We start from the raw sequence: 11,426 nt of genomic DNA on the forward strand, positions 1-11,426 counted from the left end.
GACCATCATTGGCCGACGTTTTTTAGTTTTGCGGTAATTTGTGATGGAGCGTGTAGTTGCTTTCCCCAAAGTTGACTTGGAGTCCGTCACTTGATAACGCTGATGAGCGGGAACGATTTGTTGGCTTTTGCCAATGGTCGAGAATCGCTGCGATACAAATGCACAGCGGTTCCGTGGAATGTTCAGTAATGGTTAACTCAAACGCTTCGCCATTACTGGTGACAACCGGGCGCATTGTCATGACCAATTCGGTCCCGTGATAAACGCGGTACGTTTCTGAATTGAGACTTCCCATAATAATCCAACGGAGCTTCCGCACGTAGATCATTTCATGCCAAAAGCCCAGTGTTTTACTGATGGAGCCGACGTTTTGACGATTATAATATAACTCAAACTTTGGTAATAGTCCGAGTGTGGTCTGTCGGATTTCAGCAAGTAGTTCGCCACGGATAGCGTAGAGACTAAGCGCGTCCTGACGCCGTCCCCAGCGACCTACGAGTAAGTAGTGAGACTGGTTATGTTCATCACGAACGACCCGTGCGCCCTTGGCAAAGCTATTGCGGCTGAAATATAATTTACGCATTTTCAACCCTCGTTTCCCGGTGAACTATTGTTGCGCGAGCACTTCCAAAATAGCCTTACCAACCCCGTCATTGACATTGGTATCGGTCACCCGGTTGGCTAACTGTTTCACTTCATTGGTTCCGTTACCCATCGCATAGCTGACACCGGCAACTTTGAGCATCGAAACGTCATTGTTATTATCGCCAATGGCCATCACATCGGTCATTGGCGTATTGAGCATGTTGGCGTAGCGTTCAACGGCGATGCCTTTTTGGGCATTGATATTATTGATTTCAATATTAGAGCGCGAAGATGAAGTGATTTTTAAGGATGAATGCTTGGCTAATAATTCATCACTTAATGGTTTGAGCTTAGCTGGCCCTTCCTGACTAAACGTAATGATTTTCATGACGTGCTTGGTCGGGTCATTAAGTAATTCGTCGTAGTTATCGACGTAGTTAATATCCATCAATTCAAGACGGGCCGACGCTAAGGTCACGGCGATCTTAAACGACGTATCCGGATTTAAATTGGTCAGTAGGTGGGCAATTTGTTCGATTCGCTTGGCTTTATTATTCGAGTAAATACCATCATTACCAACCACTTCAAAATAATAGCCACGTGAAATTAACGTGTGAAAAATAGCCCGCGAAACGGTCTTAGTAATGGGAACCATGTCGAGCATTTTACCAGAAGCATCGTAAACTTCTGCGCCATTTAACGTAATCAGGGGAGCGGTAATCCCTTGAGCGGCCATGAGTGGTTGAGCTTCAGAGTAGCGACGACCGGTGGAAACGATGAAGTGGACGCCTTGCTGCTGCGCTTGACGGATAGCATCGGCATTAAAATCCGAAACGGTCATTTCGTTGTTTAATAACGTGCCGTCCATGTCAGAAGCGATAATCGAAATCATGTTGTCACATCCTTAGTTGTCTTAATAGTTACATTTTAACATGTTTAGGAGTGAATTCAGAATTATTATCATTACCGGTTTTTAGTATGCTACAATAATGTAGAGGTGTTAAGGATGAAAGCGTTTATTCATACGGACTGGTGGGACATTTTGGAGCCCCAATTTGAGGAGCCTTATTACCATCAGCTGCACGAATTTTTAAAAGAAGAATATCGGACGAAAAATATTCATCCGGATATGTATAATATTTTTCAAGCCTTTGAATGGACGCCGTTTGCCGACACAAAGGTCGTTATCTTAGGCCAGGACCCGTATCACGGTCCCAATCAGGCGCACGGATTGAGCTTTTCCGTTTTGCCCGGGGTTGCGGTACCACCATCACTGGTCAATATATACAAAGAACTACAGGATGACGTTGGCTGTACGCCAGTCAATCATGGTTATCTAGAGAGTTGGGCTAAACAGGGCGTTTTACTACTGAACTCAGTCCTTACGGTTCAAAATGGCATTGCCTTTTCGCATGCTAATAAGGGCTGGGAACAGTTGACGGATTATGCGATTCATCAATTATCCGAACGGCCAACACCGGTAGTCTTCATTCTCTGGGGCAAAGCAGCTCGTTCCAAAATTAAGCTGATCAATACGGAAACGAACGTGGTGTTACAAGCACCACATCCAAGCCCGCTATCCGCTTACCGGGGCTTCTTTGGTTCCAAACCATTTTCCAAAACTAACATTGCGTTAGAATCATTTGGCGAACAGCCCATTAATTGGCAACTTCCAGAACACGTCAGTATAAAAAATTAATTTTTTATTGGAGGGTCATTTCATGGATCTATTTACATCATTGGCACAAAAAATTACTGGTAAAGATCAAACCATTGTTTTCCCCGAAGGTACGGAACCCCGGATCGTCGGTGCTGCGGCACGGCTTGCTGCGGATGGATTAGTTAAACCAATCGTTTTAGGCGCTACGGACAAAGTCCAAGCGGTTGCTAAGGACTTAAAAGCCGACCTTAGCGGTGTTCAAGTGTTAGACCCAGCTACATATCCAGCTGCTGACAAGCAGGCGATGCTGGACTCATTGGTAGAGCGGCGCAAGGGTAAGAATACCCCTGAGCAAGCGGCCAAGATGCTTGAAGATGAAAATTATTTTGGAACGATGCTCGTTTATATGGGCAAAGCTGACGGGATGGTTTCCGGTGCCGTTCATCCAACTGGTGACACGGTGCGGCCAGCCTTACAAATTATTAAGACTAAGCCCGGTTCACACCGGATTTCTGGTGCGTTCATTATGCAAAAAGGTGACGAACGCTACGTCTTTGCGGACTGTGCCATTAACATTGACCCAGATGCAGATACGTTAGCCGAAATTGCAACGCAAAGTGCTCACACCGCTGAAATCTTTGACATTGATCCTAAGGTTGCAATGCTCAGCTTTTCAACGAAGGGTTCAGCTAAGGGCGACATGGTAACCAAAGTTCAAGAAGCAACGGCGAAGGCCCAAGCTGCTGAACCAGACTTAGCCATCGATGGTGAACTTCAATTTGACGCCGCCTTTGTTGAAAAGGTTGGTTTACAAAAGGCACCTGGTTCAAAAGTTGCTGGTCACGCCAACGTCTTTGTTTTCCCAGAATTACAAGCAGGAAACATCGGCTACAAGATTGCCCAACGCTTCGGTGGTTTTGAAGCGGTCGGCCCAATTTTGCAAGGCTTGAACAAGCCGGTCTCCGATTTATCACGGGGTGCCAGTGGAGAAGACGTCTACAAAGTCGCCATTATTACAGCGGCGCAAGGATTAGCATAACCAAATTAAGTAAGAGCAATTTTAAAACGGGGGAACTTCAGGACTTGTACTTTGAAGTTTCGCCCGTTTTTTTTATAATGAAAACAGTATGTTAAATGAGGAGATGGACATTTTATGAATTCGATGACGGTAACGTCCCCGGAAGAAACGATGCAACTGGGTGAACAGATTGGTCAGTTAGTACAGCCAGGTGATTTGATTTTATTGGATGGCGACCTGGGTGCGGGCAAAACGACCTTTACCAAGGGGCTAGCTAAGAGTTTGGGAATTCCCAATAATGTTAAAAGTCCAACCTTCACCCTGATTCGCGAGTATCATCAGGGGCGTTTGCCACTGTATCATATGGATGTCTATCGTTTAGAAGACGGCGGCGCGGAAGACTTAGGACTGGATGAATATTTTGATGGTGACGGTGTGAGCGTTGTGGAATGGTCTGAATTTATTGCTGATCTTTTGCCGACAACGTATTTGCGAATTGCGCTGGAACGTAACGGAGCCACTGATGATGGTCGTACGATTACGTTAACGCCGCACGGGGCGCGCTATGATCAGCTTGTGAACCAATTGAAAGGGTGAGCAACCATGGCAGAAGAGGTTGTGGATGTCCGACCAGCAGTGCCAGGAGACGCTGCTAAGTTGTTACAATTGTTGAAGCACCTGTCCCATGAATCGAACACCTTTACGGCGGATGAGGGTTTGGGTGCCATTAGTGAGCGAGAAGAACGACAACAAATTGAGCAAATTACCCGAACTACGACCAACATGATTTTTGTCGCGGTCTTAGATCAGCGCTTAATTGGTGTCGGGACAGTCCAAGCAATGGAAGGTTTAGTTGTTACTGAGGGCGAGATTGGTGTCGCCGTGCTTAAAGAATTTTGGGGGATGGGTCTCGGTGCCGCGTTGGTCGAAGAGTTGATTAACTGGGCACAGGATTTCAGTACCTTAAAACAACTTGTTTTGACGGTGCAACTCCGTAACGTGCGCGCTATTTGTCTTTATGAACACCTGGGATTCGAGAAGCGCACGCCGAAACCGTACGACGTCCTCGATCCAACGGGCGAAAAAGTCCCCGCCATCGACATGGCTTTGCCGGTCTAAATCGTCTTTTACGGTGTAATTGATTTTATAAAAAACGTGTGTCAAATCGCAAATAATCGCAGTTTGACACACGTTTTTAAGTTAGCTAGCTAAAAGGTTGAAAGGGTTCGAGCAATGTTGTATCAATCATTTAAGAACCTAATCCGGTTGTCACTGATAGCATGCGGTCTTGCCCCTCGCCCGGAATAATTGCACAGTACGCAATTATCCCGGACCGTCCGTGGTGTAACGCCGAAAAAATCATCGGCCTAACACTACCTTCACGACCGATGCTATCAGTGACAACCTCCGAATATTCGATAGCAATAACAATAGTGAGACTATTTCTAGCGGAGCCGGACAGCTTTGGTTGCTGTGTCGGCAAGATTAGCGGGCGATTCTTACGCTAATCTTGCGGGGCGATTCAAAGACGTGAATTGTCGGCTTTGAATTGAGGTGCCAGACCGAGCTTTGGCTGGGACCGTCCCCCTTAGCAAACCAGGGCTGTCCGGCGCAGCGGCTAAAATTGTTATTGCGGTGTTGATAGTAATTTCAGACATTTAAATCGTTTAGCCTTGGACGCGTACGAACGGTTTAAGCTGTTCAGTGCCGAACTGCTGGGCTTCAGTTAGCAAGATATTAGCGCAAGCTAAGCTGTCGTCTAAGGCGTTGTGATGGTGCTGAAGCTCGATGTTAAGTGCATCGCACATCGTATCTAATTTGTGGTTCGGAAGTTCAGGGTAGAAGCGCTTGCTCGTTTTGACCGTGTCCATGGACAGGTACTCCGGCGCGCTGATGCCATAGTGCGCCAACGTTTGGCGAAGCACACCGGTATCAAACGGCGCGTTATGGGCAATCACTAACCGGTCCCGTTGGAAAAACGGCGCGATGTGGTCCCATACTTCTGGGAACTTGGGCGCCGAAGCAACGTCGGCTTCGTGAATGCCGTGAATTTGAACGTTTCGCCAGAAAAAGTCACTTTCAGGCTTGATCAGTGTGTAAAATTCATCCGTGACTTGACTGTTGCGGACAATTGTAAGCGCCAGGGAACAAGCACTGTCCCGTTTGGCATTCGCAGTTTCAAAATCCATTGCGACAAAGTTCAAAGGTGCCACCACCGTTTCTAAAGAATTAAGTTAATCCTACTAAGGGATTGGTTGGATTTCAAGTTTGCGATTCGGTTATAGGCGAATATCTAATTCAACCGGGCAGTGGTCGGAACCGTAGACATCGTTTAAGATGCGCGCGTTTAGTAACCGGTCATCAAGCTGGTTTGACGTGATAAAGTAGTCGATCCGCCACCCCGAGTTATTGTCGCGCGCGTGGAACCGGTAGCTCCACCAAGAATAAATTTCAGTTTGGTCCGGGTAGAAGTGCCGGAAAGTATCGGTGTAGCCATTCGCCAACAAACGATCGAACTTACCACGTTCTTCGTCGGTGAAGCCAGCACTGTGATGATTACTCCGCCAGTTTTTTAAATCAATGTTTTCGTGAGCGACGTTGAGGTCCCCGCAGAAAATCAGTGGTTTCTGCGCGCTTAAGTTATTGATGTAAGTTAAAAAGGCGTCTTCCCAGCTTTGCCGGTAATCGAGGCGCTTAAGTTCACCGCCGGAATTAGGGGTGTAGCACGTTAAAACGTAGTAGTCGGGGTATTCTAGTGTTATGACCCGGCCTTCCGTATCGTGTTCGGGAACGCCGATGCCGTACGTGACGTTTAATGGCTCGTGTTTGGTGAAAATTGCGGTACCTGAGTATCCCTTGCGTTCAGCATAGTTCCAATACTGGTGGTAACCGGGAAGGTCGAGGTCAATTTGACCTGCCTGCAATTTGGTTTCCTGAACGCAGAAAAAATCGGCGTCCAACTGGTTAAAAGCGTCGACGAAGCCGTGTTTAACCGCGGCTCGGAGACCGTTGACATTCCAAGAAATAAGTTTCAAGAGCGATTCAGACCTTTCGTAAAGAAGTCGTGGACGTTATGAAGTCCATAATATGTTTATTGTACCGCATTTGCGGGATGAAAATGGAGGAACGGACATGTTAAAAATTGGGGTTATTGGTTTAGGGAATATCGCACAAAAAGCGTATCTACCAGTATTCGCTGGCATGCAAGATCAATATGAATTTCACTTAACGACCCGTAATCCGGAGAAGCGGGCAAAGTTAGCGGCTCAGTACGGGTTTCAGCACACGCACGCTAACTTGGATGAATTGATTGCGGTCCACCCGGCGGCCGTCTTCGTGCATACGCCGACCGCGACCCACGCATCGATTATTCGGCAGCTCTTAGAAAATAGGATCAACGTGTACGTTGATAAACCGGTCGCGACTGATTTGCAGGATGTTCAGGCGTTGTATGATCTCGCGGCGAGTCGTCATTTGATGCTGACCTGCGGCTTTAACCGGCGCTTTGCCCCGCTTAATCAGCAACTCAAAGCGTTACCTGATAAGCGGATGATTACGGTTGAAAAAGTCCGCACCACGGGCGGCCAAGCTCCAGAGACCGCGGTGTTTGATTTGATGATCCACGCGGTCGATACTGGCCTATTTTTATTAGATGAACCATTGGCAGCTACGGATGGTCGGATTTTACAGACGGATACGGGCGCTTTAGGACAGGGGTACCTCACTGCACAAACGAGTCACGAACAGTTACAAGTCATCACGAATATGTACGGCGGCGTCAACTTAGAACAGGCGACGGTTCAAACAATTCATGGCCGCGTTACGGTTAATGATTTGAGTACTTTGACACAGTATCAGACGGCGCAAACGCAGACGACGGCCTTTCCTGATTGGGAGCCAACGCTAGAGAAACGCGGCTTTGCACCCTTGATCCGGGCGTTTCTAACCGCGGTTACCACCCACGGCGTCAACCCGGTTGACCCAACGTCTGCCATTACTAGTCATGCGGTGTGTCGTCATTTATTAAGCCGTTAAAAAGTGATAAAATTAGATATTGACTGACGCAATTGGTGGTTGACTTGATGACTGCCAGCGCAGTTTTAACCCTAAATAATTATTAATGAAACATGAAAGGAACTTCCACCATGACCAAAGATGTCTTGGCCACTTTTCCAGCCATTGAAATTAAAAAGAATGAAGCCCTTAGTCATTATACGAACACTAAAACCGGCGGTCCCGCTGATTACGTTGCGTTTCCAAAGTCCATCAGTGAAGCTAAAACGCTGATTGAATATGCCGATGCCGAAAACATTCCGCTGACGGTGATTGGAAACGCCAGTAATTTGATCGTCAAAGATGGCGGTATCCGTGGCTTGACCATGATTCTTACTAAGATGAACCAGATTCATGCGAGTGAGAACCACGTGGTAGCCGAAGCTGGTGCGGCACTGATTGAAACGACCAAGGCCGCGTGTCGTGCTAGTCTTTCAGGGCTCGAGTTTGCCGCTGGAATTCCGGGAAGTGTCGGTGGGGCGGTCTTTATGAACGCCGGTGCTTACGGTGGTGAAATTAGCGAAGTCGTTGAAGAAATAACCGTTTTGACCCGCGAAGGCCAGCTGAAGACTTTATCCAATGCTGATTTGAACTTTGGGTACCGGCACAGCACGGTTCAAGATTACGATGATACGGTCGTTACCGCAACGTTTGCCCTAACTCCCGGCAAACAAGATAAGATTCAAGCCCAGATGGACAAGTTAAATACGCTACGGGCCGCTAAGCAACCCTTAGAATGGCCATCTTGCGGGAGTGTCTTCAAGCGCCCAACTGGATACTTTACGGGTAAACTGATTCACGATGCCGGGCTACAAGGGCATCGAATCGGTGGCGCCGAAGTGTCAAAGAAGCACGCGGGCTTTATTATTAACGTGGACCACGCAACTGCTACGGACTATATGGATATGATCCATTACGTTCAAAAAGTTGTTTTTGAGAAGTTTGGCGTCCACCTTCAAACCGAAGTTCGGATTATTGGAGAAGACGTCACGAAGTAAGTTTTTGTCAATTGAACAAGGGGGGCAACCACGTGCCGATTATAGAATTAGTGATTTTATTGGCATGTCTAGTGCTGCTGTCGAACGTGTTGAGCCACTATCTAGTCGCAATCCCGGTCAGTTTAATTCAAGTCGGGCTGGGTCTAGGAGTGGCTTTATTGCTAAATATACAGGTCAACCTGCAAACGGACTGGTTCATGCTGGTTTTCATTGCACCGATGCTGTATAACGATGGCCGCCAATTTCCAAAACAGGAATTATGGGAACTACGCGGGGCGATTTTTGCCAATGCAATCGTACTCGTCTTTATTACAACGATTTTAGGCGGATTTTTAATTCACGTTTTAATTCCGTCAATTCCACTAGCCGTTAGTATCGCGCTGGCCGCTATTTTGTCGCCAACCGATCCAGTGGCAGTCCAATCGATTTCAGAAGGGGTTAAACTCCCGAAAGAAATCTTGCACTTAGTTAGTGGTGAAAGTTTGATCAACGATGCCAGCGGGCTGATTGGATTCAAGTACGCGTTAGCCGCGGCCGTCACTGGTAGCTTTGTCTTGAGCCAAGCCGTGGGCGACTTCTTCTACATTAGTTTAGTGGGACTAGCCGTGGGGTTAGCGTTAATTACTTTGATCCAGGTCGTACGTGATATTTTACGGCGGGAAGGGATCAATGATACGGTGTTTAACGTGGTATTGCAGATCTTAACGCCGTTTGCCATTTACTTTGTCGCTGAAGAATGGTTTCACGCTTCCGGCGTGGTTGCCGTCGTTGCGGCGGGCGTTTTGTCACATATTCAAAATTCACACGCCGACGAAGATACACCGGAATTACGGTTAGTCACCGAAAAAGTATGGAACGTTATCGTTTACTTATTGAACGGGATCGTCTTCTTGATCCTAGGAATTGAACTGCCCGTTGCGACCCAAGCAACGATCAAAGGGTCACACACTAACACGTTCCACGCCATTTTTGATGTGTTGATCGTGTGGGCGATTTTACTTTTGATCCGGGTTGCGTGGACCTACGTGTACATGTTATTTAACTGGTTACGTGACCATGATAAATCGAAGCCTAGTCTCCGAATTGCCACTTTGTCCGGGCTATCCGGGGTTCGGGGCGCCATCACGATGGCCGGGGTCTTTACGATTCCAACGGTGATTGCGAGTGGGGGCGCTTTTCCAGAACGGGCCTTAGTGCTGTTCATTGCGGCCGGCGTGATCATTGTGAGTCTGGTGGCTGCCGCCGGAATTTTGCCGTTAATGGCTTCCCGCTCGTTACCTTTTATGACGCGGGGGTCTAGCTTAGATGACGACGATGCGGTGTTAGCAAACGGCCCTGATGAACCTGACGAAGACGCGGGTGATCAGCCGGATCAAATTGATTATAAACAAGCCCGAATCTACGTTTTACAGTTGGCGGTTCAAAATATTGAAGAACACCGCCGACCGGAAAATCAACGCGCGGCTTATGATTTGATCCTTGATCAACAATTCCAGATTCGTAGGTTAGAAGTGGCGTCGCAAACTGCTGACCAGTTGGCCCCGATGCTGACTGATGAGATGCAGTTACGATTAGTTGCTTTGACGGGTGAACGTCAGGCTGTTGAAGAGATGCTGGCTAATAAAGAAACGTCTAAATTAGCGGCACAGGCCTATTTACGGCGAATTGACCACCGTGAGCAGCGCCTAGAACGGGCGACGCATCGCGCGGGCCTACCAACGTTGCGGTCACTCCGCGTACTGGTCTATCGGTGGATGCAAGATCTACGTCTCTGGTTATCGCCAGCAGATAGCGACAAATTACGTGCTGAACAGTTAGAGATTCAGCGAGTCGCGTCCAAGGCAGCTATCAAAGCGCTGTCTCAATATTTGAAGCAGACGAACGTCAATGAACAACAATTCGATCGTCAAGCCTTGTATCACCTGATTGTCCATTATCGTAATCGAATCGAAAGTGCGAAGGCGGATCATAGCTTGTCACGGGCAGATTATGAGCGCCAGCTTCAAACTTTACGCATCAAAAGTTTGGGTGCTGAACGTGCGGGGGTTCAACACTTGTTAGAGAGTGGCCGGATCAATTTACGAACGGCTGCCAAGTTACGCCAATTCATCAATTATTCCGAAAATTTATTAATGCTTAACGACATCGATGCAAACGATGAATAATTACATTAAAATGTTGTAAAAGAGTAGTTCTAGGTTATAATAATGTAGAGTAGTGTTAATAGTAAATGGTTATGCCTGCCAATTAATCACGGGCTTTAAAGAATCGTTTTAGGAAAGAATTTGCGGGGGGACGTAACATGACTGAATCAGAGATCCACGAACAATTCGTGGAGACTTATATGCACATTTTGAAATATATTGGGGACTTTGTGTCGGTACCAACGCGGCCGTACAAGATAACGTTTGAAGCTTATATCGTCATGCGAATGATCGCCACTAGCGAAGAACCACTGACACTGGTGAAGATTGCGACTCAACAACGGGTTTCACGGAGCGCAATTGCCCGTCAAATCAACGTGTTGTTAGACTTAAAGTATATTGATCAAACAACCAATGCACATGATCGCCGAATCAAGTATCTATCACTGACACCAACCGGGGCCCGCGTTGAGCAATCAATCACGACGGCATCGGACGAACGGTTTCATCAATGGATGCAAGTTTACGGAGAAAAACGTGCGGGCGATACGCTACGCTATATCACGGACGCTGAGAAAAAAGCGACTAAACTAGGCTTTAGCGGCTTCAGTGGGTTACACGATAAGCGTGGCCGTCACGCTGAGTATACCGATCCAAAGGTAAATAACTAAGTCAATGAGAGTGTGCCAAAAGGCGGTCAGTTTGTGAGCATTAACGTAAAATCAGCGATTATTCCTGGGTTTGGAATGGTCGCTGATTTTGGGTTAAGCGGAACAAATTGCCTTTTGTCCCACGTTTCGACCATAGTAAAAAGGAAAGCCATTCCGAAATATCAACTATTTGTACTAGTCCCTGTCAAGTTGACAGGTGAAATAATATAATTTTCGAGTTCTGTCTAAGCGGCTTTGCCGCGGTATTCTACCGCGGTGAAGCCGCTTCTTTGTGTTGTCCGGTCAATGTAATTGAAG

General features: G+C 47.2%; 12 protein-coding genes. 8 read left to right on the forward strand and 4 right to left on the reverse strand.

The features are described from left to right. Positions 1–22: 22 nt before the first annotated feature. Positions 23–583 carry an LURP-one-related/scramblase family protein gene (locus AAA939_RS12800; RefSeq protein ID WP_338211213.1) on the reverse strand — a complete coding sequence of 187 codons (561 nt, stop codon included), beginning with the start codon at positions 581–583 and terminating at the stop codon, positions 23–25. A gap of 24 nt (positions 584–607) precedes the next feature. Continuing rightward, positions 608–1,477, reverse strand: coding sequence for a Cof-type HAD-IIB family hydrolase (locus tag AAA939_RS12805; RefSeq protein ID WP_338211215.1), 870 nt, complete (start codon positions 1,475–1,477; stop codon positions 608–610). Between the two features lie 114 nt (positions 1,478–1,591). Between AAA939_RS12805 and AAA939_RS12810 the strand changes: the two genes are divergently transcribed. From AAA939_RS12810 to AAA939_RS12825, 4 genes are all read left to right on the forward strand, one after another. Further along, entirely contained in the window at positions 1,592–2,284 is a 693-nt protein-coding gene (locus tag AAA939_RS12810) for a uracil-DNA glycosylase (protein WP_338211217.1), read from the forward strand. Positions 2,285–2,306: 22 nt separating this feature from the next. Further along, positions 2,307–3,284 (forward strand): phosphate acetyltransferase, encoded by a 978-nt coding sequence (pta, locus tag AAA939_RS12815; protein WP_338211219.1) that lies wholly within the window; start codon positions 2,307–2,309, stop codon positions 3,282–3,284. A gap of 114 nt (positions 3,285–3,398) precedes the next feature. Further along, complete coding sequence (gene tsaE, locus AAA939_RS12820) at positions 3,399–3,860, forward strand: tRNA (adenosine(37)-N6)-threonylcarbamoyltransferase complex ATPase subunit type 1 TsaE (protein ID WP_338211221.1); 462 nt, start codon at positions 3,399–3,401, stop codon at positions 3,858–3,860. 6 nt (positions 3,861–3,866) lie between these two features. Then, positions 3,867–4,382 (forward strand): GNAT family N-acetyltransferase, encoded by a 516-nt coding sequence (locus AAA939_RS12825; RefSeq protein WP_338211222.1) that lies wholly within the window; start codon positions 3,867–3,869, stop codon positions 4,380–4,382. A gap of 548 nt (positions 4,383–4,930) precedes the next feature. Here the strand turns inward: AAA939_RS12825 and AAA939_RS12830 are convergent. Both AAA939_RS12830 and AAA939_RS12835 read right to left on the reverse strand, forming a co-directional pair. Next, complete coding sequence (locus AAA939_RS12830; protein WP_338211224.1) at positions 4,931–5,467, reverse strand: 3'-5' exonuclease; 537 nt, start codon at positions 5,465–5,467, stop codon at positions 4,931–4,933. Between the two features lie 75 nt (positions 5,468–5,542). Next, a complete protein-coding gene (locus AAA939_RS12835; protein ID WP_338211226.1) occupies positions 5,543–6,298 on the reverse strand; it encodes an exodeoxyribonuclease III in 756 nt (251 codons plus the stop codon). Between the two features lie 97 nt (positions 6,299–6,395). Here AAA939_RS12835 and AAA939_RS12840 point away from each other — a divergent pair, with 97 nt between their 5' ends. From AAA939_RS12840 to AAA939_RS12855, 4 genes are all read left to right on the forward strand, one after another. Beyond that, positions 6,396–7,298 (forward strand): Gfo/Idh/MocA family protein, encoded by a 903-nt coding sequence (locus AAA939_RS12840; protein ID WP_338226005.1) that lies wholly within the window; start codon positions 6,396–6,398, stop codon positions 7,296–7,298. A gap of 110 nt (positions 7,299–7,408) precedes the next feature. Beyond that, positions 7,409–8,314 carry a UDP-N-acetylmuramate dehydrogenase gene (gene murB / locus AAA939_RS12845; RefSeq protein ID WP_338211230.1) on the forward strand — a complete coding sequence of 302 codons (906 nt, stop codon included), beginning with the start codon at positions 7,409–7,411 and terminating at the stop codon, positions 8,312–8,314. A 32-nt stretch (positions 8,315–8,346) separates the two neighbouring features. Continuing rightward, complete coding sequence (locus AAA939_RS12850) at positions 8,347–10,479, forward strand: cation:proton antiporter (RefSeq protein ID WP_338211231.1); 2,133 nt, start codon at positions 8,347–8,349, stop codon at positions 10,477–10,479. A 137-nt stretch (positions 10,480–10,616) separates the two neighbouring features. Beyond that, on the forward strand, positions 10,617–11,129 hold the full coding sequence (locus tag AAA939_RS12855; RefSeq protein ID WP_338211233.1) for a MarR family transcriptional regulator: 513 nt from the start codon (positions 10,617–10,619) through the stop codon (positions 11,127–11,129). Positions 11,130–11,426: the final 297 nt, after the last annotated feature.

The sequence above is a fragment of the Lactiplantibacillus paraxiangfangensis genome (genome assembly GCF_036246185.1).
GTDB classification, from domain to species: Bacteria; Bacillota; Bacilli; order Lactobacillales; family Lactobacillaceae; genus Lactiplantibacillus; species Lactiplantibacillus paraxiangfangensis.

Bases quoted from the DNA above. Each gene is read 5' to 3' on its own strand.
- AAA939_RS12800 (WP_338211213.1), bottom strand. From the start codon at position 583: ATGCGTAAATTATATTTCAGCCGCAATAGCTTTGCCAAGGGCGCACGG.
- AAA939_RS12805 (WP_338211215.1), bottom strand. From the start codon at position 1,477: ATGATTTCGATTATCGCTTCTGACATGGACGGCACGTTATTAAACAAC.
- AAA939_RS12810 (WP_338211217.1), top strand. From the start codon at position 1,592: ATGAAAGCGTTTATTCATACGGACTGGTGGGACATTTTGGAGCCCCAA.
- pta (WP_338211219.1), top strand. From the start codon at position 2,307: ATGGATCTATTTACATCATTGGCACAAAAAATTACTGGTAAAGATCAA.
- tsaE (WP_338211221.1), top strand. From the start codon at position 3,399: ATGAATTCGATGACGGTAACGTCCCCGGAAGAAACGATGCAACTGGGT.
- AAA939_RS12825 (WP_338211222.1), top strand. From the start codon at position 3,867: ATGGCAGAAGAGGTTGTGGATGTCCGACCAGCAGTGCCAGGAGACGCT.
- AAA939_RS12840 (WP_338226005.1), top strand. From the start codon at position 6,396: ATGTTAAAAATTGGGGTTATTGGTTTAGGGAATATCGCACAAAAAGCG.
- murB (WP_338211230.1), top strand. From the start codon at position 7,409: ATGACCAAAGATGTCTTGGCCACTTTTCCAGCCATTGAAATTAAAAAG.
- AAA939_RS12855 (WP_338211233.1), top strand. From the start codon at position 10,617: ATGACTGAATCAGAGATCCACGAACAATTCGTGGAGACTTATATGCAC.